Source organism: Streptomyces sp. NPDC086835, from assembly GCF_044745705.1.
Classification (GTDB): domain Bacteria; phylum Actinomycetota; class Actinomycetes; order Streptomycetales; family Streptomycetaceae; genus Streptomyces.
Genome location: NZ_JBIVAU010000011.1, coordinates 96,242 through 123,052, shown reverse-complemented (window position 1 = coordinate 123,052; position 26,811 = coordinate 96,242). Strand labels below are relative to the sequence as shown.

The following is a 26,811-nucleotide window of genomic DNA, read 5'->3' as shown; positions in this document are numbered from 1 at the left end:
TCCAAGCGGTAGGTGCTCTCGTCCGATTAAAGATCCGCTCAGTGTCAGAGGGGGCGGGTAGGCTCGTGAACAAGATGACCGAGGACCTCTCTCCCGCAGAGCGCTATGCCGCCGCCCGCGTCCGCGCCGCCGAGGAGGCCACTGCGCTGGCCCCCTTCCGAGCGATGTACGACTTCGACCTCGATCCCTTCCAGATCGAGGCATGCCAGGCCCTGGAGGCGGGCAAGGGCGTGCTCGTCGCCGCGCCCACCGGCTCGGGTAAGACGATCGTCGGCGAGTTCGCCGTCCACCTCGCCCTCGAGCAGGGCCGCAAGTGCTTCTACACCACGCCCATCAAGGCGCTCTCCAACCAGAAGTACACCGACCTGGTCAAGCGCTACGGCGCCGAGAAGGTCGGTCTGCTGACCGGCGACAACAGCGTCAACTCCGGTGCTCCGGTGGTCGTCATGACCACCGAGGTGCTGCGCAACATGCTGTACGCGGGCTCCCAGTCGCTGCTGGGCCTCGGCTACGTCGTCATGGACGAGGTGCACTACCTCTCCGACCGTTTCCGCGGCGCCGTCTGGGAGGAAGTGATCATCCACCTCCCCGAGTCGGTGACCCTGGTGTCACTCTCGGCGACCGTGTCGAACGCGGAGGAGTTCGGAGACTGGCTCGACACCGTCCGCGGCGACACCGAGGTCATCGTCTCCGAACACCGGCCCGTGCCGCTGTGGCAGCACGTCCTCGCGGGACGGCGGATGTACGACCTCTTCGAGGAGGAGACCGACCACGGCGGCCGCGGAGTGGCCCGCCGCGAGGTCAACCCCGACCTCGTACGGCTGGCCAGGATGGAGAACAGCCGCACCTACAACCCGCGCGACCGGCGCCGCGGGAAGATGGTGCGCGAGGCCGACCGGGAGCGCGAGCGGCGCCAGCGCAGCCGCATCTGGACCCCCGCCCGACCCGAGGTCATCGACCGGCTCGACTCCGAGGGACTGCTCCCCGCCATCACGTTCATCTTCAGCCGGGCGGGCTGCGAGGCCGCCGTGCAGCAGTGCCTGTACGCCGGTCTGCGGCTCAACGACGAGGACGCGCGCAGAGAAGTGCGCGCGATCGTCGAGGACCGGACCGCCTCCATCCCGGGCGAGGACCTCCATGTCCTCGGCTACTACGAGTGGCTGGAGGGCCTGGAGCGGGGCATCGCCGCGCACCACGCCGGCATGCTGCCGACCTTCAAGGAAGTCGTCGAGGAACTCTTCGTACGGGGCCTGGTGAAGGCCGTGTTCGCCACGGAGACACTGGCGCTGGGCATCAACATGCCCGCCCGCTCCGTGGTGTTGGAGAAGCTCGTCAAGTGGAACGGCGAGCAGCACGCGGACATCACCCCCGGCGAGTACACCCAGTTGACCGGCCGTGCCGGGCGCCGCGGCATCGATGTCGAGGGGCACGCGGTGGTCCTGTGGCAGCGTGCGATGGACCCGGAGGCGCTGGCGGGGCTCGCCGGCACCCGGACATACCCGCTGCGCTCCAGCTTCAAGCCGTCGTACAACATGGCCGTCAATCTCACCCAGCAGTTCGGCCGGCACCGCTCGCGGGAACTGCTGGAGACGTCGTTCGCGCAGTTCCAGGCGGACAAGTCCGTCGTCGGCATCTCCCGACAGGTGCAGCGCAACGAGGAAGGCCTCGAGGGCTACCGGGAGGGCATGACCTGCCACCTGGGCGACTTCACCGAGTACGCACGGCTGCGCCGCGACTTGAAGGACCGCGAGACCGAGCTGGCCAAGCAGGGCGCCGCGCAGCGCAGGGCCGCCGCCGCGACCTCCCTGGAGAAGCTCAAGCCGGGCGACGTCATCCATGTCCCGACGGGCAAGTTCGCCGGGCTGGCACTCGTCCTCGACCCGGGGCTCCCGGCCGGCCGCACCAACGGTCACCGCGGCCTCGAGCACCACGACGGGCCGCGGCCACTGGTTCTCACCTCCGAGCGGCAGGTCAAGCGGCTGGCGTCGATCGACTTCCCGGTGCCGGTCGAGGCGCTGGAGCGGATGCGGATCCCGAAGTCCTTCAACCCCCGTTCCCCACAGTCGCGTCGGGACCTCGCCTCCGCGCTGCGCACCAAGGCCGGGCACATCGTGCCCGAGCGGCACGGCAAGCGTCGGTCCGCGGCGGCCGACGACCGTGAGATCTCCCGGCTGCGCGCCCAACTACGCGCCCACCCCTGCCACGGCTGCGACGAACGCGAGGACCACGCCCGCTGGGCCGAGCGGTACTTCCGTCTCCAGCGCGACACCCGGCAGTTGGAGCGCCGTATCGAGGGTCGTACGAACACCATCGCGCGGACCTTCGACCGGATCGTGGCCCTGCTGACGGAGATGGACTACCTCCGTGGCGACGAGGTCACCGAGGACGGCAAGCGTCTGGCACGGCTCTACGGCGAACTGGACCTGCTGGCCAGCGAATGCCTGCGCGAAGGCGTCTGGGAGGGACTGAACCCGGCGGAACTGGCCGCCTGTGTCTCGGCGTTGGTGTACGAGGCGCGGCAGTCGGACGACGCGGTCGCACCCAAGGTCCCGGCCGGGAGGGCGAAGGTGGCGCTCGCCGAGATGGTCCGCATCTGGGGCCGGCTGGACGCCTTGGAGGAAGAGTTCAGGATCAACCAGGCGGAGGGCGTCGGACAGCGGGAGCCGGACCTCGGCTTCGCCTGGGCGGCCCACCAGTGGGCCTCCGACAAGGGGCTCGACGAGGTGCTCGGCGAGGTCGGGATGCCGGCCGGCGACTTCGTGCGTTGGTGCAAGCAGGTCATCGACGTGCTCGGCCAGATCGCGGCGGCCGCGCCCCGGGAGAACAGCACCGTGTCGAAGAATGCCCGCAAGGCGGTCGACGCGCTGCTGCGCGGAGTGGTGGCGTACAGCTCGGTGGGCTGACTGGTCCCAGGCGGAGGCTGACTCCTGGGCACGCGGTGGGGGCAGACTTCAGGGCCCCGCGGTCGGTCGACCGGTCCGAGGTGGGCTGACTCTTGTGGTCCGACGGTGTCCGACGAGGGCGGCTCACCCGGCTCCACCGGCTCGATGGGCGCCGCTCGCCCGGCCGTTCACGTGCCGGGTCGGGCGGCCGCGCACGTGGACGGCCGGACCGCTGGACGGCCGCGGCCTCGGCCGTCAGCTCCAGAAGGCGTCCATCTCGTCGAGATCCTCCGTGCATTCGTCGATGTCGGTGACCTTGCCGTCCACGATGGTGAAGAAGAGCCCTTCGCGGATCTCGATGCCCCGGTCACCGCGGTCGGCCCGGGCGGTGTGGAAGGACATGACGTGTCCGCGCCCGTCTGCGAGCACCGCCTCGAGCTGGATCTGCATGGTTCCTTGGGTCTCCTCGCCCATACGCCGGAACAGGTCGAGGATGGCCTCACGGCCCTTGTGGTGCCCGGAGAGCGGGTTGTGGCCGGGGACGTGGTACACGGCGTCGGCCGTCATCAGCTTGCCGAGAGTTTTCATGTCACCGGAGACGAAGGCTGTGTAACCCCGGCGGACGAGGGCGCAGTCCGGGTGTTCGGACATGGTGATCCACACCTTCCGTCACTGAATTTCCTTTTCATCCATCATCCGCCGGGTCCTGGCGGCTGTCCACGGACGGGGTCCCGGCCAGGGCGACGGCGAGGGCGGTGAGCTCCGGGCACCGCAGCAGCCGGTCGCCGAAGCCCGGCAGCGGCACGTGCAGCGGTGCCGTCCACCGTTCCGGGACCGCCTCGATGCCGTGGACCGCGCCCGCCAGCGCCCCCGTCACCGCCGCGACGGTGTCCTCGGTGGCGTCGTCGGGATGCCGGCCGGGGGACAGGACAGTCGACCAGCGGGCACGGTGGTCCGGGTGGACGTGCCGGAGGGTCCCGGGGACGGCGGCCGACGGGTCCGCGCCGTCCAGCGCGACGCGGATCAGTTTGTGGAGGAACGCCGTGCCCTCCCAGGCCGCCCGGTCGCCGTGGGTGAGGGCCGCGATACGGCGGGCAGCGTCCATGGTCGCCCGGCGGCCCGCTCCGGCGAAGTACACCGCGGAGGTGGCCGCGTGCATCAGCGAGCCGTTCCCTGCCGCCCGCCCTGTCCTGCGAAGTGCGGCCCCGCGGCCGTGTCCCACGGGTCGCCACTGGTCAGGACCTGCTCCGTCTGGAGCCCGATGTCCTTGGGCTCGCCCGCCGCCCAGCGCTGGAACCGGCGGAACAGGTCCGCCGGTTCCAGTCCGCCCTGGTCCAGGAGCGATCGGCGCGCCCAGGGCGTCGCCGACCGCGGAGCCGACGACGGCGCCGACAGCGCGGCTCGTGCGGGCATCAAGGTGCTCGTCCGTCATCCCGTCAGGTTCCGCGCGGAGAAGGCAACTTGGGCATGAGCAGGGAGTTCGCAGCCGGTCGGCAAAAGATCCGCCGGACACCAATCCATGGAAGCCCCGGCCGCGAATAGCGGCTGAGGACGGCGCGAGGCCGGCCCGGTGGGGAATGGGGACGACGGTGCAGCGCAGGCGCACGGCCATGACGGGCAGCGGGGTGGCCGGACGGGTCCACGTCCTCCCGTCCAGGCCCGCCTACGGTGCACGGCTACGTACCCCGTCCGCGTGGACCGCCCGTTCGACCCGTCACCGCCATCTCCCTCAGGAGGGTGTCCAGTGAGCGTGCCCGTCATTTCCGCGACCCCGCGAACGGCGTCCGTCGACCCGCGCCGCCGACCGGACGTCGCCCGCCTCCCCAAGTCCTCCTGGCTGCGCGCGGCGGCAGCGGAGAGGCGCATGAGGCACACGATCGGCCGGCTGCCGCTGCGGATACGGCTCGCGGGGACCGCGCGACCCGTCGGCCGCGGCGGACCGTTGATGGAGGTACGCGACCCGCACTCCTTCTTCCGCCGCACCTGCGCGAACGGGCTCGTCGGCTTCAAGGACTCCTATACGGCGGGCGAGTGGGACACCACCGATCTCGTCGGTGTTCTGACCGTGCTCGCCGAGCACGCCGACGCGCTGGTCCCCGAGGCGCTGGAGCGGACGCGCGGTGCCCGGCGGGCCGGGGAGTCCGACCGGCACCACCACACCCCCAAGGCCGCGCGGGCCGACGCCGCCCACGAACTGCTCTCCCTCTTCCTCGACGAGACGCTGACCTACTCCTGCGCGCTCTTCCGGGGTTTCCCCGCCGAGCACCAGCTGCTGTCCGCCGCCCAGCATCGCAAGATCGACCGGCTGCTCGACCTGGCACACGTAGGCCCGGGCACGCAGTTGCTGGAGATGGGCAGCGGCCGGGGCGAGCTCGCGGTACGGGCCGCCGTCCGCGGCGCGCGTGTCCTGACGGTGACGCACTCCGCCGAACAGCAGGCGCTCGCCGCGCGGCGCGTGCGCGCCGCCGGGGTGGGCGACCGGGTGACCGTCCTGCTGCGGGACTACCGCAGGGTGCTCGGCCGGTACGACGCCATCGTCGGTGTGGAGACGGTCGAGGCCGTGGGCGCCGGGTTCTGGCCGGAGTACCTGATGATGCTGGACCGGCTGCTCGCGCCCGGCGGACGGGCGGCTCTCCAGGCCGTCACGATGCCGCAGGAGCGGACGCCCGCCTCCCGTGCCGCGGGGAACTGGGCGCAGAAGTACATCTGCCCTGCGGGGCCGCTGCCTTCGGCTCAGGCGCTGGAGGAGTTCACCGGCCGGTTCACCGGGCTGAGCGTCACCGCGCGGGACGCGTTCGGCGCGCACTACGCGGAGACGCTGAGGCTGTGGCGCGAGCGGTTCACCGCCCGGGCGGCCGAGGCCGACGCCCTCGGCTTCGACGAGACGTTCCGCCGCCTGTGGCACTTCTGCCTGGCCCACGCGGAGGCAGGCTTCCGGTCCGGACTCCTTGACGTACAGCAGCTCCAGCTCACGAAGCCCGCGGAGGGGGTGGCGGGCTAGGGTCTCTCGTTTGGATCATGCCGGGCTCGCGGGGTCTGGCACGCACTCCCCCGTAGCCCTCCGGGCACGGGGTCCCCAGCCTCGCTCCTCCGCCTTGCGATCGCACGCACCAGACCCCGCTCCCTGATCCGGCCTGATCCAAACGAAAGACCCTAGGGCCGGGGCGCTGGGGCGGCCGGCTCGGGCGGGACGGCACCGGCCGCCTCGGCCGGAGAGCGTTTGCCCGTCCCGCACCGGGACGCCACGCCTTTAGGCAGGGGCCGGTCCCGGCGCGGCGGCCGCCTGGGTCGGGAGAGCGTTTGCCCCCTACCGACCCCGCCCACCGCCCACCGCCCACAGGCCCGTGCGCCGGTACGCCGTCGCACCAGCCTGTGGAGCCTCACCGCCGCCGGCCTGGCCGGTCGCCGGCCGGTCAGGCGGGCAGCGTCATCAGGGCCAGCGGGTCGGAGGTCGGCTGCGGAGAGCCGCCTGCCGGTTCGACGGTGATGCCGATGCCGGACGCGCCGTCCAGCGGCCCCTCCATCACCACCGCTCCCGTCTCGCCCGACGCGTCCATGAGGCCGGCGGACCTCATGGAACCGCCGTCGGAGAACCAGAGTTGATACACCTTGCCCTCGGGCGGCTCAGGCAGTCCGGAGGTGAGGAAGGCCGCCTTGTTACGGGTCCGTGAGACGACCACCGTGCCGGTCGCACCCTCCGCGAGCCCTCCGGAGACCACCTTGGCGTCCGGGGCCGCGAGCACCGAGGCCAGGTCCGCCGCCCGACGTTCGGTACGCTGCGCCGAGTCCCGGGCGTCCTGCGCTTCTTGGTACTGCCAGAGGGCCGCCGAGCCGAACGTGGCGGCCGCGGCGACGCTCGCGGCCAGCGCGAAGCGGGAGAGCGCTCGCCCGCGCCGCGTGCCGCCGCGTCTGCTCTGGCGCGGTACCACCGGAGGTGCCTGGCGCTCCGCCGTGATCTGGGCCATGACCCGCTGCTTGAGCACCGGTGGGGGTGCGACGGCGACCGCCGAGGCCAGCTTGCCTGTGGTGGCGGCCAGTTCGCGTACCTCCTCGGAGCACGACGGGCAGCCCGGAAGATGCCTCTCGAAGTCGGCGTGCTCCCCGGGCGGCAGCGCGTGCAGCACATAGGCCCCAGTGAGCAGGTGCAGATCACCGGTGTTCACGCGCACACCCCCAGGCAGTCGCGCAGCCGGATGAGTCCGTCACGCAGGCGGGTCTTGACCGTGCCCAGCGGGACGGACAACAGCTCGGCGACCTCCCGGTACGTCAGCCCGCGGTAGTAGGCGAGGGTCACCGACTCGTGCTGAAGCTCCGTCAGGGTGCGCAGACAGCGCCGTACCTGCTCACGCTCGAGCCGGGCGTCCACCTGCTCGGTGACCTCGTCGTACGCGGGCGTACGCTCCAGCAGCGCGGCCCGCCGCTCGCGGTCGGTGGCCGCCTGCGCCGACCGCACCCGGTCGACGGCCCGCCGGTGGGCGAGCGTGAGGATCCATGTCATCGCGGAGCCCCGGGACGGCTGGTAGCGGGCGGCCGAGCGCCAGACCTCGAGCAGTACCTCCTGCGCCACCTCCTCGGACTGGGCCGGGTCCCGCAGCACCGTGCGGACCAGGCCGAGGACGCTGCCGCCGACCGCGTCGTACACCTGGGAGAAGGCGTTCTGGTCGCCTCTGGCCACCAAGCCGAGCAGTTCCTGAAGATCCGGGCCCGCAGAGGCGGGCCCACCGATGTGTACGGCTGCTTTCACGCGGCGATCCTCCACGGTGCGGACGCGTCGAAGGGACATTCCACCAGGCATTCGTAGCCGGACGCCCGGCGGATCGGTGCGGTCCGCGGCATGGTGTCACGACCGCGCGAGTGCCTCGCCGCCGGCCGGGCTGCGGTGGGCCGGGCGGGCGGCCCGCACGACGAGGAAGATGAGCAGACCGATCGGCGAGAGCAGGATGGTCAGCACCAGCAACGGCCCCATCACCAAGGGGTGGATGCCGAGTCGCCGTGCCTCGCGGTACATCCACTGGCCGAGCAACAGATCCCATGCGATGACCTGCGCCCAGACGGCGCCCGCGCCGTTCGCGCGGGCGGTGAGGTCACGGAACACGTCGATGTCAGGACTGCTGACCGCGGCCCACAGTTCGGGGAACACCGGGATCGCCATGGCGACATGGACGAGGAGCACGGGGACGACGGTCAGCGGCGAGGCCGCGACACGGGCAGTGAGTCGCCGGTGCGGCGCGAAGATCATAGCAGCCAGACGGGGGCGACGAGCCAGAAGGACAGTTCGAAGAGGAAACCGGTCATGCCGCGAGCTCCTTGTGTGTGTCCGATCCGCCGGTCCCGTCGGTCCTGCTGGTCCCGCCGGTCCTGCTGGTCTCGCCCGTCGGGTCGACGGGCGGGGTGGTCCCTCGCAGCGCCGCCCAGGTGCCGACTGCCGCGGCGAGAAGGAGGACGGCCGCGGCTGCGAGCGTCACGCCGTCCGGGCTGACCAGTGCCTGCCCGCGCAGCGCCTGCCACGTCACCAGGGCGAAGACCCCGGTGTACGTCCCCGCTGCCACGAGGACCAGCCGCAACCGGACGCGTTCGTCACGCAGCCGGGCGAAACGCGGAGCCAGTACGACCAGAGCGAGCAGGAAGAAGGGCAGGACCTGGAGCGCGTGCAGGCCCACGAAGTGAGGCACCCTCAGGTCTCCGCCCGTCATTTCCCAGCCGGTCAGCGGCATCGAAGGGCCGCCGTCCGGCACTCCGACACCGTGCGCGCCGACGACCGCCGGGTCCCCCCTCTCCGCCTCCGCGCGCTGCTCGGGCGTCGGCCGCGCCATCCGGAAGCCGATCAGGGCACCGGCCAGCGAGAGCACGGAACCGAATCGGACGGCCCAGGCGGATGCCCGGTCGGCGAGCCCCGTGCGGAACAGCAGTACGGCGATGACCAGAGCGGCGGCCCACAGTACGACGACGGTCACGGCCATCGTGTCGAACAGCGCCTTGTCGAAAGGCGTTTCGTTGTTGAAGTGGCTGCGCCTGCCGCGCATCGCCTGACCCGTGATCAGCACCATCTCGACCGCGCCGGCGACGGCCACGACGGTGCCGGCCCACCAGCCGGCGCGCCGGAAGCGCGGAAGTAACGACAGCATCCACGCGAGTGAGAGCGCGTAGGCGAGGAACGAGGCCGAGAACTTGAAGGGCTTGAACCAGACCGGTGATCCGGCGACGAGACGGTCGTCCACCGCCAGCCCAACGGCCGTCATCACGGTCAGCACTGCCATCGAGGCGGCGAACATCATGAGCGGCCGGTGCCAGGAGAGCCAGGGTGGTGAGGACGCGGAAGAAGACATGGATGTACCCCCGGGAAATTATGGATAGTGATGCTTGCCGCTATCAGATAGTGGAACTATCTATGATGGGGGCCGAGGATGGCAAGAGGGGAAGGGTGAACGCGCAGTGCGCATCGGTGAGTTGAGCCGCAGGACCGGAGTGCCGGTACCGACGATCAAGTACTACGTACGCGAAGGACTGTTGTCGGCAGGGGAGTTGACCAGCCCGAACCAGGCGAGCTACTCAGACGCGCACGAGCGCAGGCTCCGGCTGATCCGCGCACTGCTGGAGGTGGGAGGGCTCTCCGTCGCCTCGATCAGGGACGTACTCGGGGCCGTCGACGACCCGGACAAGTCCGTCCACAAGGTGCTCGGCGCGGCCACGGACGGACTCGTGCCGAGGTACGCGAACGGCGACGAGTCACCGGCCGCCCGGGAGAAGGTCCGCGAACTGATCGCGCGCCGCGGCTGGCGCGTGGACGCGGCCCACCCCGCGGCGGAGGCGCTGACGGAGGCACTGGCGGCGCTGGAACGGGTGGGGCACGGCGCGTTCGCCGAAGTGCTCGACGACTACGCGTCCGCGGCGGAGACGGTGGCCCGCGCGGACCTCGCCCACGTGGGGCGGCACATCGGTCTGGACGACCTGGTGGAGGGAGTGGTGGTCGGCACGGTGATCGGGGACGCGATGCTGGCGGCGCTGCGGCGTCTGGCGCAGACGGACGGGTCGTCGCGGGCGTACGGGGAGGGGTGACGGTCGCGTGCCGGCTCCGCCCGGACCCGCCACCGCGCTCCGCGCGGTGCTTCGGGGGCTCCGCCCCCGGGCCCCGCGCCGGTTCGGGAAGGGTCGGGGTGGGGAAACGCTCCGCGCAGCGGCCACGCCCTGCGCGGCCACGCTCCCGCGCAGCGGCCACGCCCTGCGCGGCCACGCTCCCGCGCAGCGGCCACGCCCCGCGCGGCCACGCCCCGCGCGGCCACGCCCCGCACCGAGCACCGTCCCGCGCGAACCTCAGGCGCCCCGCTCCTGTTCGCGTTCCACCTGCTCGTTCCACTCGCGCTTCACCGCGCGCCACGCCTCGTCCGTCTGGCCCAGGCGCCAGTAACCCGAGATGGACAGCTGCTCCTTCGGTACGCCCCGCTCGACCCGGAGCAGCCGGCGCAGTTCCTTCACGCATGCCGCCTCGCCGTGGACGAACGCGCAGACCTTGCCCGCCGGGAAGTCCAGTGCCGTCACCGCCTCGACGAGTGCCTCGCCGGCCGGGCGGTCGCCGCGGTGGAGCCAGGTGATGCCGACGCCGTCCGGGGTGGCGGCCTTCTGTTCGTCCGCGGGGCCGTCGACCTCGACGAAGGCGTGGACGACGGCGCCGGCCGGCATCTGCTCCAGCGACGCGGCGATCGCCGGCAGCGCGCTCTCGTCCCCTGCCAGCAGGTGCCAATCCGCGTCCGGGGCGGGGGCGTAGCCGCCGCCGGGGCCGAGGAGGCGCATCGTGTCGCCGACGCGGGCGCGGGCGGCCCACGGGCCGGCCAGGCCCTCGTCGCCGTGGACGACGAAGTCGATCGTCAGCTCGCGGTGGGCGGCGTCCCAGGCCCGCACCGTGTACGTGCGGTTGGCGGGCCACTGCTCGCGCGGGAACTCCGCACGGATCCGGTCGAGGTCGAACGGCTCCGGGTAGGTGACGCCGTCGGCAGGGAAGACCAGCTTCACGTAGTGGTCGGTGTAGCCGCCGAGCTCGAACGCGGCCAGTCCTTCACCCCCGAGCACCACCCGCACCATGTGCGGGGTGATCAGTTCCGTGCGCACCACCTGTGCCTCATGGACCTTCGGTGACGTGCGGGCCGGACGTTCCGCTCGGTCTGCCACGGCGTTACTCCCTGGACGATCGGTGCTTAGGCTTACCTAAGTTAACACCTCGTCCGGTGGCTCAGCGCTTCAGGGCGTTCAGCAGCCGGACCACCGCGCCGCCCAGACCCCACTGCTCCGTCAGCCGGTCGAGGGCCACCGGGTCGCGGGGCGCGCTCGGCAGTGCGGCGTCGAACTCGGGCAGCGCCACGTCGGAGGCGACCCTGACGACCTTCGGGGCGACGGTGACGTAGGCCCTGGCCTCGTCCAGCCGCCGGCGCTGCGCGGGGGTGAGCTTGGAGCCGCGGTCGCCGACGGCCGCCATGATCCCGTCCAGGTCCCCGTAGGCGTCGAGAAGCTTGGCGGCGGTCTTCTCGCCGATGCCCGGCACGCCGGGCAGTCCGTCGCTCGGGTCGCCCCTGAGCAGCGCAAGCTCCACGTACCCGGGCCCGTCGACGCCGTACCGCTCGCGCAGCCAGGCCTCGTCCGTCGTCTGGAGCGTGCCGACCCCCTTGAGCGGATACAGCACCCGGCGTTCGCGCGCGTCGTCGACCAGCTGGAACAGGTCGCGGTCGCCGGTGACGATGTCGACCGGGCCGGTGGCACGCGCCGTGAGCGTGCCGATGATGTCGTCCGCCTCGTAGCCGTCGGCGCCGACGCGGGCGATGCCGACCGCGGCCAGTACGGCTTCGATCACCGGGATCTGGGGAGTGAGCGTGTCCGGAACCACTTCCTCGTCCGGGCCCTGGTCGTGTTCGGTCGCGACCCGGTGCGCCTTGTACGAGGGGATCAGGTCGACGCGCCACTGGGGCCGCCAGTCGTTGTCCCAGCAGGCGACCAGATCGTCCGGGCGGTGGTCCTGGACCAGCCGTGCGATGAAGTCGATGAGTCCGCGCACCGCGTTGACCGGTGTGCCGTCGGGTGCCCGGACCGAGTCGGGGACTCCGTGATAGGCCCGGAAGTAGAGGGAAGCGGTGTCGAGGAGCATCAGGCGTCGGGTCACAGGGACGATGATGCCGCACCCCACCGACAGGCGGCCCGCAGCCGGAGCCGGCGCCCCCAGAGGTGACGGGAAAGTGAACCGGGTCACACTTCCGTTTGACTTCTGAACGCCCGGGGAGGCGCGGAGCCGGAGCGAACCCGGTTACGGTTTCAACAATTGCATCGGGCAAGCGGGCAGACCCCGTCGCGCTCTGCGGCTTGCCGGCGGGGGTGGCGGGCCGTTTCCGGTTCGACCCGTGAGGTGTATGTGTCCAGGCTGCAGGCCGAGCACTTGTACAAGGTGTTCGGCAGACGACCCGATGAAGCGGTGACCAGGCTCGAAGGCGGCGCGGACCGCGACGAGCTGCGCGCCGACGGAACGACCGCAGCGGTCATCGACGCCTCCTTCACCGTCGAGCCGGGCCAGATATTCGTCGTCATGGGTCTGTCGGGGTCCGGCAAGTCCACCCTGCTGCGCATGCTCAACGGGCTCCTGGAGCCGACCGCCGGACGCGTCCTCTTCGACGGCGAGGACCTGACGGCCCTGAGCCCCCGCGACCTGCGTACCGTGCGCTCCACCAAGATCAGCATGGTGTTCCAGCACTTCGCCCTCTTCCCGCACCGCAGCGTCCTCGAGAACGCCGGCTACGGCCTCGAGGTGCAGGGCGTCCCCCGCGCCGAACGCGACAAGCGTGCCGCGGAGGCCCTCGAGCTGGCCGGCCTCGGCGGCTGGGAGAACTCCTGGCCCGACGAGCTCTCCGGCGGTATGCAGCAGCGCGTCGGCCTCGCCCGCGCGCTCGCCACCGACGCCGACCTGCTGCTGATGGACGAGTCCTTCAGCGCCCTCGACCCGCTGATCCGCCGCGACATGCAGGACCAGCTCCTCGAGCTCCAGAAGCGTCTGAAGAAGACCATCGTCTTCATCACCCACGACCTCAACGAGGCCATGCGGCTCGGCGACTCGATCGCGGTCATGCGCGACGGGAGGATCGTCCAGCTCGGCACCGCCGAGGACATCCTCGTCACCCCCGCCAACGACTACGTCGCCTCCTTCACCCAGGACGTCGACCGCTCCCGTGTGCTCACCGCGGGCGCGATCATGGCCGACCCGGAGACGGCGTACGGCACGAGGACGGACAGCGGCAAGGTCATGCGCAACGCCAAGGACGTGCTGGCCGCCGCGCCTGCCACGGTCCCCGCCGGCACGCCGATCATCGAGCTGTTCACGCCCTGCTCGACCAGCGGTACGGCCGTCGCCGTCACCGACGACGAGGGCGAGCTCATCGGCGTCGTACCGAGGGCCCGTCTCCTCGCCGTCCTCGGCGAGCCGATGACGCCCACCGCGCCGCCCGCCGTGCCGGCGCAGCCCGCACCCGCCCTCGCGAAGCCCGCCGCCCCGGCGGGCAAGGCGGTGGCCAGTGCCTAGGATCCACCTCGGCGACTGGGTCGACAGCGGTGTCGACTGGCTCCAGCGCCATCTGTCCTGGCTGTTCGACGCGATCAGCTCGCTCGTCACCGGGATGTACGACGGCATCGACGCGGCGCTCTCGGCGCCCGCGCCGCTGCTCTTCGCCGGCGTCCTCGCGGTCGTCGCCTGGTGGCTGCGCGGCCTGCTCGCCGGTGTCCTCGCCTTCGCGGGCTTCGTGCTGATCGACTCCATCGAATTGTGGGAAGACGCCATGTCGACCCTGTCGCTGGTGCTCGTCGCCACCCTCGTGACGCTGGTGATCGCCGTCCCGCTCGGCATCTGGGCCTCGCGGTCGAAGACGGTCAGCACGATCGTCCGGCCGGTGCTCGACTTCATGCAGACCATGCCCGCGATGGTCTACCTGATCCCCGGCATCATCTTCTTCGGCGTGGGCGTGGTCCCCGGCATCATCGCCACGATCATCTTCGCCCTGCCGCCCGGCGTGCGGATGACCGAGCTCGGCATCCGTCAGGTCGACGAGGAGCTCGTCGAGGCCGCGGAGGCCTTCGGTACCACCCCGCGCAACACCCTGGTCGGGGTGCAGCTCCCGCTCGCCCTGCCGACGATCATGGCCGGCATCAACCAGGTCATCATGCTGGGCCTGTCCATGGTCGTCATCGCGGGCATGGTCGGCGGCGGCGGCCTCGGCGGCGCCGTCTACCGCGCCATCGGCAACGTCGACATCGGCCTCGGCTTCGAGGCCGGCGTGTCCATCGTCATCCTGGCCATGTACCTGGACCGGATGACCGGTGCGCTGGGCAGCCAGGTCTCGCCGCTGGGCCGCCGCGCGCTCGCCAAGGCGCGCGCCACGGCCGGCGGGCTGAAGATCTGGGACCACCGCCCGCAGCCCGCCGTCGCGGTCGTCGGCATCGTCGTCCTCGCCCTGGTCGCCGGCGGCATGGGCATGTTCGGCGGGGCCAGGTCGGACACCGCCGCCGGGGCGTCGGAGATCGGCGACGGCAAGAAGGTCTCCATCGGCTACATCCCGTGGGACGAGGGCATCGCCTCCACCTTCCTCTGGAAGGAGCTGCTGGAGCAGCGCGGCTTCGAGGTCGACACCAAGCAGCTGGAGGCCGGTTCGCTCTACACCGGTCTCGCCGGCGGCCAGATCGACTTCCAGACCGACGCCTGGCTGCCGGTCACCCACGCCTCCTACATGGACAAGTACGGCGACAAGCTCGAGGACCTGGGCTCCTGGTACGGCCCCACCTCGCTGGAGCTGTCCGTGCCCTCGTACATGAAGGGCGTGGATTCCCTCGAGGACCTCAAGGGCCGGTCGGCCGAGTTCAAGGGCCGGATCGTCGGCATCGAGCCGAGCGCCGGGATGATGGGCATCCTCAAGGACAAGGTCCTGAAGGACTACGGCCTCGAGGGCGAGTACAAGGTCGTCGACGGCTCCACCCCGGGCATGCTGGCCGAGCTGAAGCGCGCCTACGACAAGAAGGAGCCCATCGTCACCACCCTGTGGTCGCCGCACTGGGCGTACAGCACCTACGACCTGAAGAAGCTCGAGGACCCCAAGGGGTCCTGGGGCAAGGGCGACGGCGTGCACACCCTCGCGCGCAAGGGCTTCTCCGCCGAGTACCCCGAGGTCGGCACCTGGCTGAAGAACTTCAAGATGACCGAGGAGCAGCTCACCGGTCTCGAGGCGAGGATCCAGGAGACGGGCAAGGGCAAGGAGCAGGAAGCCGTTCGCGCCTGGCTCGAGGACAATCCGGATCTGGCCGACACGTGGGCCCCCGCCGGCAAGGCCGGCAAGGCGGCGAAGGGTGGCAAGGACGAGCGTGACCGCACCCTGAACGTCGCCTGGTTCCCGTGGGAGGAGGACATCGCCGCCACCTACCTGTGGAAGGCGGTCCTCGAGGAGCGCGGCTACACGATGAACCTCAAGCAGTTCGAGGTCGGCCCGATGTACACGGCTCTCTCCCGCGGCCAGATCGATGTGCAGTTCGACGGCTGGCTGCCGACCACACAGAAGAAGTACTGGGACAGGTACGGCGACAAACTCACCGACCTCGGTTCCTGGTACGGACCTACCTCACTGGAGCTCGCCGTCCCCTCGTACGTCGACGGGGTCGACTCCCTCGACGACCTCAAGGGGCGCGGCGGCGACTTCAAGGGCCGGATCGTCGGCATCGAGCCGGGCACCGAGACCATGAACATCCTCAAGAACAAGGTCCTGCCGGACTACGGTCTGAAGGACGAGTTCGAGGTCGTGGACAGCTCCACCCCGGGCATGCTCGCCGAGCTGAAGCGCGCGTACGCCAAGAAGGAGCCGATCGCGGTCATGCTGTGGACCCCGCACTGGGCCTACAGCGAGTACGACCTCACCAAGCTCGCGGACCCGAAGAAGTCCTTCGGCGAGGGCGACGAGATCCACACCGTCGCCTCCAAGGACTTCCCGAAGCAGTACCCGCAGCTCACGAAGTGGTTCAAGGACTTCAAGCTCAGCGAGAAGCAGCTCGCCGGCCTGGAGAACGAGATCCAGAAGCGCGGCGCGGGGCACGAGGAGGAGGCCGTGAAGGCCTGGATGGAGAAGAATCCGGGCATCGCGGACGAGATCGCACCGCGGTAGCCCTCCGGACACCTCCGCCCGGACGCTCCACCGAAGGGGTGGGTCCCGCCGAACCGGCGGGACCCACCCCTTTCGGTACCTGTTTCACCCGGCTCCGGCCCGCTCCCAGGCCTTCGCTCGTGCGCTTGTCGAGTACGGGTGGACGGATGGTGCGTATGGTGAGACAGGACCCAGGGGAGGGGAGCCCGGCCCATGGACGCGAAGGACGCGAAAGACATCAAGGAGAGGGAAGAGCCTCTCCGGGTGGGCGCTGCAGTGCGCAAACGCCGGCGGGCCCTCGGTCTCACGCTGGCCGCCGTCGCCGCCCGCAGCGGCCTTTCCGTGCCCTTCCTCAGCCAGATCGAGAACGAGCGGGCCCACCCGAGCATGCGCTCGCTCCAGCGGGTCTCCGACGCCCTCGACACCTCGGCGGAACGGCTGCTCGCGGCTTCCGACGCCGCTCGCACGGTGGACGTCGTCCGCGCGGACGACGACGCCAGGACCTCCGCGCCGTCCGACGGAGTCCGGGCCCTGGTGCGCGGGCAGCACCAGCTCCACGCGCTGGAATTCAGCGGCGAGAAGGAGACGGGCCGGGAGTTCGAGCACCGCAACGACGAACTGCTGTACGTCGCGGACGGGGCGGTGGAGGTCGAGGCCGAGGGCCGGGCCTACCGGCTCGGCCCCGGCGACGCGCTGTTCCTCTCCGGCGGTGTCCGCCACCGCTGGCGCGCCACCACCCCGGACACCCGCATCCTCGTCGTCTCCGTCTCCGACCACATCGCCACGACCACCGACCCGCGTCGCTGAGGCGGCCCGGTGCGCGTCGTCTCCCTGGTGCCCTCGCTGACCGAGGCCGTCGCGGCCACCGCGCCGGGTCTCCTCGTCGGAGTCACCGACTGGTGCACCCACCCGCCCGGCCTCGACGCGGCCCGCGTCGGCGGCACCAAGAACCCGGATGTGCCGGCCGTGCTGGGGCTGCGGCCCGATCTCGTGATCGCCAACGAGGAGGAGAACCGGGAAAGCGATCTGGCCGCCCTGCGCGAGGCCGGCGTCGAAGTCATGGTGACCGAGGTACGGGACCTCGACCAGGCCTTCTCGGAGCTCGAACGGGTCCTGGTCACCGGCTGCTCCCTCGACCGGCCGCGCTGGCTGGACGAGGCGCGCCAGGCATGGGCGGCGGCGGAGCCACTGCCGGAGCTGCGCGCCGTGGTGCCGATCTGGCGCCGTCCGTGGATGGTGCTGGGCCGCGACACCTTCGCCGGGGACCTGCTCGCCAGGCTCGGCGTCGTCAACGTGTACGCGCAGCACTGTGAGCGCTACCCGCGCATCCCGCTCGAGGAGCTGAGGGCAAGCGGCGCACAGGCCGTCGTACTGCCCGACGAGCCGTACCGCTTCACCGCCGACGACGGTCCGGAGGCCTTTCCAGGCCTGCCCGCCGCGCTCGTCGACGGGCGGTACCTGACCTGGTACGGGCCCTCCCTCCGCCGTGCCCCCGCGGAGCTCAGCGCGGCGCTCGCAGCAGCTCGCCGCGCAGCAGACCGCGCAGGGTGAGCGTTCCGGCGACCGCCCAGGCCACCACCAGGCACCCGTAGAGCGCCGTCGCGGACCACTGGTACGCCACAAGGCCCGTACGGTCCGCGAGGCCCTGCGCGCCGGTCACACACGTGCCCACCGGGAAGGTGAAGGCCCACCAGCCCAGCGTGAACGGCATACCGTGCCGGGTGGCCCGCACCACCATCGCCGCCGCGAGGGCCAGCCACAGCAGAGCGAAGCCCATGACGGGCACGCCGTAGACGACGGCGAACAGGCCCATGCCCGCCGCGTACGGCGCGTCGAGCACCCCGGGCGCGGCGTCGGCCAGCTTGTTCACAGCGGTGGTCGACTGGCCCAGCGGGCCGAGCACCAGAAACAGCGCCGGGGTCGTCGCGAGCGGCAGCGGGCCGTGGTGCACGAGCCGAGCGAAGACCATCGGCAGGATCAGCAGCGTCGCCAGCAGACTCAGCCCGAACATCGCGTAGCAGGCGAACAGCGCCGCCTCCCGCCACTGACCCGGCGGCAGGTACGGCACCAGGAGCGGACCCGACGCCGCGGACACCATGGGCGCGACGACGGGCAGCAGCCAGACGGGCGACGCGCTGCCGGCCTCGACCCTGTGCCGCACCACCATGAGATACGGCACCGCGACGGCGCCCACGAGGCCGACGAGCGTTCCCGCCCCGAACAGCGCGAACGCGGCACCCACCGCGGGACCCTCGCCCACCACGTCCCCGCCGACCGTGAGCGTGCCCGTGCCGACGGCGAGCAGGGCCATCGACAGACAGCCGTAGAACGGGGCCACGGCGGGATCCAGGAGATGGGCGCGCGCCTGGTCCCGGTGGCGGGCCCAGTGCCCCGTACGGCCCGCCAGGACCGCGGCGAGCAGCACCGCGGACAGCGCCCAGAATCCGGTGAGCACCGTCCTCGGGACGTCCAGGGGCAGCGCGGCGCCGGCGCTCGCGACGACAGCCGTGCCCATGACAGCCGCGTACCAGTTGGGACCGAGATGCCGCAGGGCCGGGGGCCGGGGCGCGACGGCGATCCGGACCGGTTCCGGCGGGCGGGGGAGCGACTGCACAGCGGTGACCATGACGCCACGTTCGCCGACGCCCGCCGCCCCCACCAGGGACCTTCTCCCTATCACCTCATAAGCTGGTCTTATGAGCGAAGAGCAACGTGTGCCGCTGGCACACCGGGTGCCCGACCTGGGGGCGCTGGAACTGCTGCTCGCCGTCGCCCGCCACGGGAGCCTCGGGCGCGCGGCCCGCGAAGTCGGCATCACCCAGCCCGCGGCGAGCAGCCGCATCCGCTCCATGGAACGCCAGCTGGGCGTCGCCCTCGTCGACCGCTCCCCACGCGGCTCGCGGCTGACCGAGGCGGGCGCGCTCGTCACCGACTGGGCCCGGCGGATCGTGGAGGCGGCGGAGTCGTTCGACGCCGGCGCCCAGGCGCTGCGGGGCCGCCGGGACTCACGGCTGCGGGTCGCGGCGAGCATGACGATCGCCGAGTACCTGCTGCCCGGCTGGCTCATCGCGCTGCGCGCACAGCGCCCCGACACCGCGGTCTCGCTGATCGCGGGCAACTCGTCGGCCGTCGCGCAGCGGCTGCTCTCCGGCGAGGCGGATCTCGGCTTCGTAGAGGGCCTCGCCGTACCGGAAGGGCTCGACGGCACCGTCATCGGCCACGACCGGCTGTTCGTGGTCGTGGCCCCGGGCCACGCGTGGGCGCGGCGGCGCAGGGCACCGCTGACCCCCGAGGAACTGGCCAGGACACCGCTCGTCCTGCGCGAACGGGGCTCCGGCACACGGCAGGTGCTCGACTCGGCGCTCTCCCGCCACGGCGGGCTCTCCGCGCCGCTGATGGAACTGGCCTCCACCACCGCGGTGAAGGCGGCGGCCGTCAGCGGGGCGGGTCCGGCGGTCCTCAGCGAGCTGGCGGTGACGGAGGAACTGTCCTCGCGCCGCCTGACGCGGGTGCCCGTGGAGGGGGTGGCGCTCGAACGCGACCTGCGCGCGGTCTGGCCGCACGCGCAGCGGCCGGTGGGGCCGGCGCGGGAGTTGTTGGGTTTGACGCGGGGGTAGGGGCAGCGTGGGCCGCTGCGCGGGGCCGTATCCCTCCCCGCCCCTTCCCGCTGGACCGATGCGGCTCCGCTGTGTGGGGCAAGCCCCGGACCCCACCGGGCTCCGCGCGGACCCCACCTGGCTCCGCGCGGTGTTTCGGGGGCTCCTCCCTCCTACGCCTGGCGGCGTGGGGGGACCCCCCACCGGACCCTGCGCCTCAATTTCCCCCTACGGCCTGGCGGCCGTGGGAGGCGCCCCCCAGCGAGGCCGATGTCGCGCAGCGGCATTTCCAGCCCGCCCGGCGATTGAGGGCACGGCCTAAGGCCGTCCGGGGCCCGGGGCTTGCCCCGTTCGGGAAGTGGGGGTCCCCCACGGCCGCCAGGCCGAGGGGCGGGGAGCAGCGCCCCCGCAGGGCATCAGCGCGCCGCGTTCACCAGCGCCGTCATCACCCGCATGTCCGATCCCATCTCCGGATGCCACTGCACCCCCAGCACCCAACCGCCGCCCCCCGCCGGTTCGATCGCCTCCACCGTGCCGTCGTCCTCCGCGTACGCGCTCGGTACGAGGCCTTCGCCGAGGCGGTCGACCGACTGGTGGTGGTAGGTCGGAACGGAGGTCGCCTCGGGGGCGATCGAACCGTAGAGCGTTCCGGGCACCGGCTTCACGGGGTGCCGGCCGAAGACCCCGACCGACGTCACGTGCCCGTCCAGGTGCTGGACCAGCGTCCCGCCGAGCGCGACGTTCAGCAGCTGCATGCCGCGGCAGATGCCCAGCAGCGGTGTGCCCGACGCCAGCGCCGCGCGGATCAGCGCCAGTTCCCAGGCGTCGCGTTCGGGGGCCGGAGGGCCGGTGCGGGGCTCGCGCGGCGCGCCGTAGCGCTCGGGGTCGACGTCGGCGCCGCCGGCGATGACCAGTCCGTCGACGCGGGCCACCGTGGCCTCCGCGAGCGCCGGCTCGTCCGGCGGGAGCATCGCGGCGATGCCGCCCGCCGACTGCACGAGACGCGGATAGCCGGCGGGCAGCAGCGCGGCGGGCAGGTCCCACACGCCCCACCGGGCGGACGTCTCCCAGTAGGTGCTGATGCCGATCAGCGGCTTGGACACATGCATCAGGTTGTCACTTCCGTTCCAGTTCGGCCTCCGCGGCCGCCAGGGCCGCGAACTCCTCCTCCGGGGCCCGTGCCACCAGATGGTGGCGGCTGTAGAAGGCGAAGTAGGCGAGCGCCACGGCGTACACGCCGAGTGCCATGAACGCGGCGTCCTTGTCCACCAGGAACGTCGCCACCAGCGCGGACAGTGCGAGGACGAAGGCGACGGAGGAGGTGGCGACGCCGCCCGGCGTCCGGTAGGGGCGCGGCAGTTCCGGTTCGCGCCGGCGCAGCACGATGTGCGAGAGCGCCATCAGCGCGTAGCTGATCGTCGCGCCGAAGACGGCGATGTTCAGCATCCGCGCGCCGTTGCCGGTGCCCGCCGCCAGGGCGAAGCCGATCGCGCCGGGGATCAGCAGGCCGAGGTAGGGGGACTTGCGGCGGCTGGTCAGTGACAGGAAGCGGGGCAGGTAGCCGGCCCGGGAGAGGGCGAAGAGCTGCCGGGAGCCCGCGTAGATCAGCGAGAAGAACGAGGCCACGAGTCCGGCGAGGCCCGCGTAGTTGACGAAGCGGCTCAGCGCGGTCGGGTCGCCGTCGCCCTGGAGGGCGACCACCAGCGGGTTGCCGGCCTCCTGGATGGCGGCGGAGCCGCGGGCGCCGCTCGCCGCGAAGAAGGTCAGCAGCGCGAGCAGCACCAGGATGCCCATGGAGATCGCCAGCGCCCTGGGCATGGAGCGCACGGGGTCCTTCGCCTCCTCGGCCGCCAGCGGCACGCCCTCCACGCCGAGGAAGAACCACATGCCGAACGGGAAGGCGGCCCAGATGCCCAGCAGGCCGAACGGCAGCCAGGAGTTCGCACCGAACGCTTCCGTGTCGACGGGGATGTCGTCGAGCCCGCCGGCGCTGAACTCGGTGAACGCTCCCACCGCGAAGATCAGCAGCGCCGCGACGGCGATGGCGGTCACGACGAGGCTGAAGCGCAGGGCCTCGCCGACGCCCCAGAGGTGGATGCCGATGAAGATCGCGAAGCAGGCCAGATAGACGGGCCAGCCGGATTCCAGGCCGAACAGGCCCAGCGATTCGACGTAGTCGCCGATGAAGATGGAGATCGCGGCCGGAGCGAGGATGTACTCGATGAGGATCGCGGTGCCGGTGAGGAAGCCGCCCCAGGTCCCGAGCGCGCGCCGGGCGAATCCGTAGCCGCCGCCCGCGGTGGGCAGGATCGCGGACAGTTCCGCGAGTGCGAAGACGAGACAGGCGTACATCGCGCCCATCAGGAGGGTGGCGACGGCGAGGCCGCCGAAGCCGCCCTTCGAGAGTCCGATGTTCCAGCCGGAGAAGTCACCGGAGACGACATACGCGACGCCGAGTCCGGTCAGCAGCAGCCATCCGGCGCTGCCTCTGCGCAGGGTGCGCCGGTTCAGATAGGCGTCCGACTCCGGGTCGGATCCGGGTGGGGCGGCGGACGGTGGGCGCGATGTGGTGCCTTCAGCCATGGTCGCTCCTGGCTCAGGTCAAAGGTTTGTGCGGACACCTTTGCGGCACTCCGGCGGCAGCGCAAGCCCTGTGCGTAAACCCGGCGTTACGGATTCGCCCGCCGTCTCCTTGTGCGGGGTCGTCCGCCGGACCGTCCCGGTGCCGGCCCTGTCGCACCCCTGCCGCCCCCTTCGTGCCGCTCGGGCTCGGCGCCGCGTCCCGGCCCCTCACGCCAAGAAGCCCCGCAGCAGCGCCGCCGTCCCCTCGCAGTGCTCGCGCATCACCTCGCGCGCCCCGTCCGGGTCGCCGTCGAGCACGGCCTCGACCAGTGCCGTGTGCTGGTGCTGCGAGTGCTCCAGGTTCCGTACGAGCAGCGGGATGCAGTCGAGCAGGTCGTTCAGGGTGGCCCGGACCGCCGCGTACTGCGCGGTGAGCGAGGCGGAACCGGACAGCTCGGCCAGGGTCAGGTGGAGCAGCGTGTCCTGCCTGCGGTACTCGGTGAGCGGCGCGTCGTGCGTCGCGGTCAGGGCCGTGCGCAGCCGCAGCGCGCCGTCGTCGGTGAGACCGTGGGCCGCGCACAGACCGGCCGCCCCCACCTCCAGCACCTCACGGAAACGCAGGGTGTCCTCGACGTCGACGCCGGCGACCCGGCGGCGCAGTTCCTCCTCGCCGTGGCTGTCGGGGCGGTGCAGCACGAACGTTCCGCCGTAACGGCCGCGGCGGCTCTCCACCAGTCCCTGGTCGGTGAGCACCTTGAGCACCTCGCGCAGGGTGACCCGGCTGATGCCCATGCGCTCCGCCAGTTCCCGCTCGGCCGGCAGTCGCTCCCCGCCCGGAACGAGTCCGAGGCGCAGCAGCTGAAGGATCTGCTCGAGCGCCTCCTCGAAGCCGTTGCCGGCCCGCACGGGGCGCAGTACCGGTGTCAGCCGGTCCGTCGGCGTGCCCGCGGCCCCACCTGTCTTCGCCACCTCGCCGTTTCCCCTTCCCAAGCAATGGTCTTCAGTAATACCTTATGGCTCCCGGCTGACCCAAGGAGGCACCGTCCCGTGGCAGACCGCAAACCCCCGCTCGCCCTCGACGAGCTGCGAGCGCTCGTCGCGAGCGGCGAGATCGACACCGTCGTCCTGGCCTTCCCCGACATGCAGGGACGACTGCAGGGCAAGCGGTTCGCCGCTCCCTTCTTCCTCGACGAGGTCGTCGAGCACGGCACCGAGGGCTGCAACTACCTCCTCGCCGTCGACACCGACATGAACACGGTCGACGGATACGAGATGTCGTCCTGGGAGCGCGGCTACGGCGACTTCGCCATGCACCCGGATCTCACCACGCTGCGCAGGATCCCCTGGCACGAGGGCACCGCACTCGTCATCGCCGACCTTGCGTGGGACGAGGGCCGGCCTGTCGTCGCCGCCCCCCGCCAGATCCTGCGGGCACAGCTCGAGCGCCTCGCCGAGCACGGACTCACGGCCCACGTCGGCACGGAACTCGAGTTCATCGTCTTCAAGGACACCTACGAACAGGCCTGGGACAACGGCTACCAGGGCCTCACCCCGGCCAACCAGTACAACATCGACTACTCCGTCCTCGGCACCGGCCGTATCGAGCCCCTGCTGCGCCGCATCCGCAACGAGATGACCGGCGCCGGCCTGACCGTCGAGTCCGCCAAGGGCGAGTGCAACCCGGGCCAGCACGAGATCGTCTTCAAGTACGACGAGGCCCTCGTCACCTGTGACCAGCACGCCGTCTACAAGACCGGCGCGAAGGAGATCGCCGCCCAGGAAGGCGTCTCGCTCACCTTCATGGCGAAGTACAACGAGCGCGAGGGCAACTCCTGCCACATCCACCTGTCCCTGCGGGACGCGGACGGCCGGGGCGTCATGGCCGGGGACGGCCCCGACGGCATGTCGCCGCTCATGCGGCACTTCCTCGCCGGCCAGCTCGCCGCACTGCGCGACTTCTCCCTGCTGTACGCGCCGACCGTCAACTCCTACAAGCGCTTCCGCCCCGGCTCCTTCGCCCCGACCGCCGTCGCCTGGGGCCACGACAACCGCACCTGCGCCCTTCGGGTCGTCGGCCACGGCCCCTCGACGCGCTTCGAGAACAGGCTGCCCGGCGGTGACGTCAACCCGTATCTCGCCGTCGCCGGCCTCGTCGCCGCAGGCCTGCACGGCATCGAGCAGCGGCTCGAACTCCCGGACCCCTGCACGGGCAACGCCTACTCCGGCGACTACGAACACGTCCCCACCACCCTGCGCGACGCCGCCGAGCTCTGGGAGAACAGCCCCATCGCCAAGGCCGCCTTCGGCGACGCGGTCGTCGCCCACTACCGGAACATGGCGCGCGTCGAACTCGAGGCCTTCGACTCCGCGGTGACCGACTGGGAGCTCCGCCGCTCCTTCGAACGCATGTGAGGCATCCCTTGGCTGACACGCACCACGACGCTGACACGCACCACGACGTACTCGACCCGGCCACCGAAGAAGTCGTGCGGACCGTCCCCGCGACGACCGTGGCGGAGGTCGACGCCGCCGTCGCCCGCGCCGCGAGGGCCCAGGAGCAGTGGGCGGCCGCCGCCCCCGCCGACCGGGCCCGGCTGCTGCGCCGCTTCGCCGCCGTCGTCGACGACCACCTCGAGGAACTGGCCCGCCTCGAGGTCCTCGAGGCGGGCCACACCATCGGCAACGCCCGGTGGGAAGCGGGCAACGTCCGCGACCTGCTCGACTACGCCGCCGGGGGAGTGGAGCGACTGAACGGCCGGCAGATCCCCGTCCCGGGCGGCATGAACTTCACGATCCTCGAACCGCTCGGTGTCGTCGGCGTGATCGCGCCCTGGAACTTCCCCATGCCGATCGCCGCCTGGGGCACGGCCCCCGCACTCGCCGCCGGCAACGCCGTCCTGCTGAAGCCGGCCGAGACCACCCCCCTGACGGCCCTGCGCCTCGCGGAACTCGCCCTGGTGGCCGGCCTGCCCGAGCATCTCTTCCAGGTGCTGCCCGGCGCCGGTGACGTGACCGGCAACGCGCTCGTCGAGCACCCCGGCGTCGCGAAGATCGTCTTCACCGGCTCCACCAGGGTCGGCAAGAGCATCATGGCCAAGTGCGCCGACCGCGTGAAGCGGGTGACCCTCGAACTCGGCGGCAAGAGCCCCAACATCGTCTTCGCCGACGCCGACCTGGAAGCCGCCGCGGCCGCCACCCCCATGTCCTTCCTCGACAACAGCGGACAGGACTGCTGCGCCCGCACCCGCATCCTTGTGCAGGCATCGGTGTACGACCGCTTCCTCGACCTGCTCGCCCCGGCCGTCGAATCGGTCGTCGTCGGTGATCCGTCCGACGAGAAGACGCAGATGGGCCCGCTGATCTCGCGCACCCAGCTGGAACGGGTGCGCGGCTACGTCCCCGAGGGCGCCAAGGCGATCCGGGGCACCGCCCCCGACGGACCGGGCTTCTGGTTCCCGCCGACGGTGCTCACCGACATCGCGCCGGACGCGCCCGCCGCGTGCGAGGAGATCTTCGGACCGGTCGCCGCCGTGATCCCCTTCGAGGACGAACAGGACGCCGTACGGCTCGCCAACGCCACCGAATACGGTCTCTCCGGCTCCCTCTGGACCCGCGACGTGGCCCGTGCCCTGCGCGTCTCCCGCGCCGTCCGCGCCGGCAACCTCTCCGTCAACTCCCACTCCAGCGTCCGCTACTGGACCCCGTTCGGCGGCTACAAGCAGTCCGGGCTCGGCCGTGAACTCGGCCCCGACGCGCTCACCGCTTTCACCGAGACCAAGAACGTCTTCATCAGCACGGAGGCCTGAGACACCATGACCGAGACCCCGCTCTGCCGCCGCCTCGAAGGCCGCACCGCAGTGATCACCGGCGCCGGCAGCGGCATCGGCCTGGCAGCCGCGCGCCGGCTCGCCTCCGAAGGCGCCGACGTCGTCTGCGGCGACATCGACGAGACGGCGGGCAAGGCCGCGGCCGACGAGGTCGGCGGCACCTTCGTACGCGTCGACGTCACCGACGCCGAACAGGTCGAGGCGCTGTTCAAGGCCGCGTACGACACCTACGGCAGCGTCGACGTCGCCTTCAACAACGCCGGCATCTCGCCCCCCGACGACGACTCGATCCTCACCACCGGCATCGACGCGTGGCGGCGCGTCCAGGAGGTCAACCTCACCTCCGTCTACCTGTGCTGCAAGGCGGCCATCCCCTACATGCAGCGCCAGGGCAGGGGCTCCATCATCAACACCGCCTCCTTCGTGGCGATCATGGGTGCCGCCACCTCCCAGATCTCGTACACCGCCTCCAAGGGCGGCGTGCTCGCCATGTCACGGGAACTGGGCGTGCAGTTCGCCCGCGAGGGCATCCGGGTCAACGCCCTGTGCCCGGGACCGGTCAACACCCCACTGCTCCAGGAATTGTTCGCCAAGGACCCGGAGCGGGCCGCACGGCGCCTGGTGCACATCCCGGCCGGGCGCTTCGCGGAGGCCGACGAGATCGCCGCCGCCGTCGCCTTCCTCGCCAGCGACGACTCGTCGTTCGTCAACGCGACGGACTTCCTGGTCGACGGCGGGATCTCCGGGGCATACGTGACCCCTCTGTAGCCAGGCCCCGCGCCGCCCATATGGTGGCGGG

The 26,811-nt window shown here is 71.6% G+C and carries 21 protein-coding genes and 2 pseudogenes; 11 read left to right on the top strand and 12 right to left on the bottom strand.

What is annotated here, in order from left to right; all coding sequences use genetic code 11:
* Positions 1-74 precede the first annotated feature (74 nt).
* Complete coding sequence (locus ACIPJI_RS30110) at positions 75-2,903, top strand: DEAD/DEAH box helicase (protein WP_402250110.1); 2,829 nt, start codon at positions 75-77, stop codon at positions 2,901-2,903.
* Between the two features lie 234 nt (positions 2,904-3,137).
* Here the strand turns inward: ACIPJI_RS30110 and ACIPJI_RS30105 are convergent, their stop codons facing one another.
* Together ACIPJI_RS30105 and ACIPJI_RS30100 are read right to left on the bottom strand one after the other, a co-directional pair.
* On the bottom strand, positions 3,138-3,533 hold the full coding sequence (locus ACIPJI_RS30105) for a nuclear transport factor 2 family protein (protein ID WP_356621167.1): 396 nt from the start codon (positions 3,531-3,533) through the stop codon (positions 3,138-3,140).
* A gap of 34 nt (positions 3,534-3,567) precedes the next feature.
* A pseudogene (locus tag ACIPJI_RS30100) lies at positions 3,568-4,314 on the bottom strand (ADP-ribosylglycohydrolase family protein).
* A gap of 432 nt (positions 4,315-4,746) precedes the next feature.
* On the opposite strand from ACIPJI_RS30100, the gene ACIPJI_RS30095 reads away from it, so the two are divergent.
* Entirely contained in the window at positions 4,747-5,883 is a 1,137-nt protein-coding gene (locus ACIPJI_RS30095; protein ID WP_402249923.1) for a class I SAM-dependent methyltransferase, read from the top strand.
* Between the two features lie 412 nt (positions 5,884-6,295).
* Here the strand turns inward: ACIPJI_RS30095 and ACIPJI_RS30090 are convergent, their stop codons facing one another.
* From ACIPJI_RS30090 to ACIPJI_RS30075, 4 genes and pseudogenes are all read right to left on the bottom strand, one after another.
* Positions 6,296-7,045: an anti-sigma factor domain-containing protein gene (locus ACIPJI_RS30090; RefSeq protein WP_402249921.1), complete on the bottom strand. Its 750-nt coding sequence runs from the start codon at positions 7,043-7,045 to the stop codon at positions 6,296-6,298.
* Positions 7,042-7,626, bottom strand: coding sequence for a sigma-70 family RNA polymerase sigma factor (locus ACIPJI_RS30085; protein WP_307705501.1), 585 nt, complete (start codon positions 7,624-7,626; stop codon positions 7,042-7,044). Before ACIPJI_RS30085 ends, ACIPJI_RS30090 begins: the two co-directional genes overlap by 4 nt.
* 96 nt (positions 7,627-7,722) lie before the next feature.
* Positions 7,723-8,177: pseudogene (locus ACIPJI_RS30080) on the bottom strand (ABA4-like family protein).
* The gene (locus ACIPJI_RS30075; RefSeq protein WP_402250108.1) at positions 8,174-9,139 is read right to left on the bottom strand and encodes a hypothetical protein; all 966 of its coding nucleotides are present in this window, start codon (positions 9,137-9,139) and stop codon (positions 8,174-8,176) included. The pseudogene ACIPJI_RS30080 and the gene ACIPJI_RS30075 overlap by 4 nt, the downstream one beginning before the upstream one ends.
* Before the next feature lie 175 nt (positions 9,140-9,314).
* Here ACIPJI_RS30075 and ACIPJI_RS30070 point away from each other — a divergent pair, with 175 nt between their 5' ends.
* On the top strand, positions 9,315-9,938 hold the full coding sequence (locus ACIPJI_RS30070) for a MerR family transcriptional regulator (protein ID WP_307705499.1): 624 nt from the start codon (positions 9,315-9,317) through the stop codon (positions 9,936-9,938).
* A 255-nt stretch (positions 9,939-10,193) separates the two neighbouring features.
* Here ACIPJI_RS30070 and ACIPJI_RS30065 read toward each other — a convergent pair whose 3' ends face one another.
* Both ACIPJI_RS30065 and ACIPJI_RS30060 read right to left on the bottom strand, forming a co-directional pair.
* Positions 10,194-11,045, bottom strand: coding sequence for a siderophore-interacting protein (locus ACIPJI_RS30065; protein ID WP_402249919.1), 852 nt, complete (start codon positions 11,043-11,045; stop codon positions 10,194-10,196).
* Positions 11,046-11,106: 61 nt separating this feature from the next.
* A complete protein-coding gene (locus ACIPJI_RS30060) occupies positions 11,107-12,012 on the bottom strand; it encodes a 5'-3' exonuclease (protein ID WP_356621283.1) in 906 nt (301 codons plus the stop codon).
* Between the two features lie 261 nt (positions 12,013-12,273).
* Between ACIPJI_RS30060 and ACIPJI_RS30055 the strand changes: the two genes are divergently transcribed.
* From ACIPJI_RS30055 to ACIPJI_RS30040, 4 genes are all read left to right on the top strand, one after another.
* The gene (locus ACIPJI_RS30055; RefSeq protein WP_307705497.1) at positions 12,274-13,431 is read left to right on the top strand and encodes a glycine betaine/L-proline ABC transporter ATP-binding protein; all 1,158 of its coding nucleotides are present in this window, start codon (positions 12,274-12,276) and stop codon (positions 13,429-13,431) included.
* A complete protein-coding gene (locus ACIPJI_RS30050; protein ID WP_402249917.1) occupies positions 13,424-16,048 on the top strand; it encodes an ABC transporter permease/substrate binding protein in 2,625 nt (874 codons plus the stop codon). Before ACIPJI_RS30055 ends, ACIPJI_RS30050 begins: the two co-directional genes overlap by 8 nt.
* 192 nt (positions 16,049-16,240) lie before the next feature.
* Positions 16,241-16,834 carry a helix-turn-helix domain-containing protein gene (locus ACIPJI_RS30045; RefSeq protein ID WP_307705495.1) on the top strand — a complete coding sequence of 198 codons (594 nt, stop codon included), beginning with the start codon at positions 16,241-16,243 and terminating at the stop codon, positions 16,832-16,834.
* 9 nt (positions 16,835-16,843) lie between these two features.
* Positions 16,844-17,578 (top strand): helical backbone metal receptor, encoded by a 735-nt coding sequence (locus ACIPJI_RS30040; protein WP_402249915.1) that lies wholly within the window; start codon positions 16,844-16,846, stop codon positions 17,576-17,578.
* Here ACIPJI_RS30040 and ACIPJI_RS30035 read toward each other — a convergent pair.
* Positions 17,529-18,653: a TDT family transporter gene (locus ACIPJI_RS30035; RefSeq protein WP_402249913.1), complete on the bottom strand. Its 1,125-nt coding sequence runs from the start codon at positions 18,651-18,653 to the stop codon at positions 17,529-17,531. The two genes, ACIPJI_RS30040 and ACIPJI_RS30035, sit on opposite strands and share 50 nt — an antisense overlap.
* Positions 18,654-18,723: 70 nt before the next feature.
* On the opposite strand from ACIPJI_RS30035, the gene ACIPJI_RS30030 reads away from it, so the two are divergent.
* Positions 18,724-19,644: a LysR family transcriptional regulator gene (locus ACIPJI_RS30030; protein WP_356621177.1), complete on the top strand. Its 921-nt coding sequence runs from the start codon at positions 18,724-18,726 to the stop codon at positions 19,642-19,644.
* Between the two features lie 395 nt (positions 19,645-20,039).
* On the opposite strand, the gene ACIPJI_RS30025 is transcribed toward ACIPJI_RS30030, so the two are convergent.
* The 3 genes from ACIPJI_RS30025 to ACIPJI_RS30015 form a co-directional block, all read right to left on the bottom strand.
* Complete coding sequence (locus ACIPJI_RS30025; RefSeq protein ID WP_402249911.1) at positions 20,040-20,732, bottom strand: gamma-glutamyl-gamma-aminobutyrate hydrolase family protein; 693 nt, start codon at positions 20,730-20,732, stop codon at positions 20,040-20,042.
* 7 nt (positions 20,733-20,739) lie between these two features.
* Positions 20,740-22,206 carry an ethanolamine permease gene (eat, locus tag ACIPJI_RS30020; RefSeq protein WP_356621179.1) on the bottom strand — a complete coding sequence of 489 codons (1,467 nt, stop codon included), beginning with the start codon at positions 22,204-22,206 and terminating at the stop codon, positions 20,740-20,742.
* A gap of 207 nt (positions 22,207-22,413) precedes the next feature.
* Positions 22,414-23,175 carry a FadR/GntR family transcriptional regulator gene (locus tag ACIPJI_RS30015; RefSeq protein WP_373465260.1) on the bottom strand — a complete coding sequence of 254 codons (762 nt, stop codon included), beginning with the start codon at positions 23,173-23,175 and terminating at the stop codon, positions 22,414-22,416.
* A gap of 57 nt (positions 23,176-23,232) precedes the next feature.
* On the opposite strand from ACIPJI_RS30015, the gene ACIPJI_RS30010 reads away from it, so the two are divergent.
* Genes ACIPJI_RS30010 through ACIPJI_RS30000 form a run of 3 tightly spaced genes read left to right on the top strand, consistent with a single transcriptional unit; the run spans position 23,233 to position 26,780 of the window.
* The gene (locus tag ACIPJI_RS30010; RefSeq protein WP_307705488.1) at positions 23,233-24,597 is read left to right on the top strand and encodes a glutamine synthetase family protein; all 1,365 of its coding nucleotides are present in this window, start codon (positions 23,233-23,235) and stop codon (positions 24,595-24,597) included.
* An 8-nt stretch (positions 24,598-24,605) separates the two neighbouring features.
* Positions 24,606-25,991 (top strand): aldehyde dehydrogenase family protein, encoded by a 1,386-nt coding sequence (locus tag ACIPJI_RS30005; protein WP_402249909.1) that lies wholly within the window; start codon positions 24,606-24,608, stop codon positions 25,989-25,991.
* A 6-nt stretch (positions 25,992-25,997) separates the two neighbouring features.
* Positions 25,998-26,780 (top strand): 3-oxoacyl-ACP reductase, encoded by a 783-nt coding sequence (locus tag ACIPJI_RS30000; RefSeq protein WP_356621181.1) that lies wholly within the window; start codon positions 25,998-26,000, stop codon positions 26,778-26,780.
* Positions 26,781-26,811: the final 31 nt, after the last annotated feature.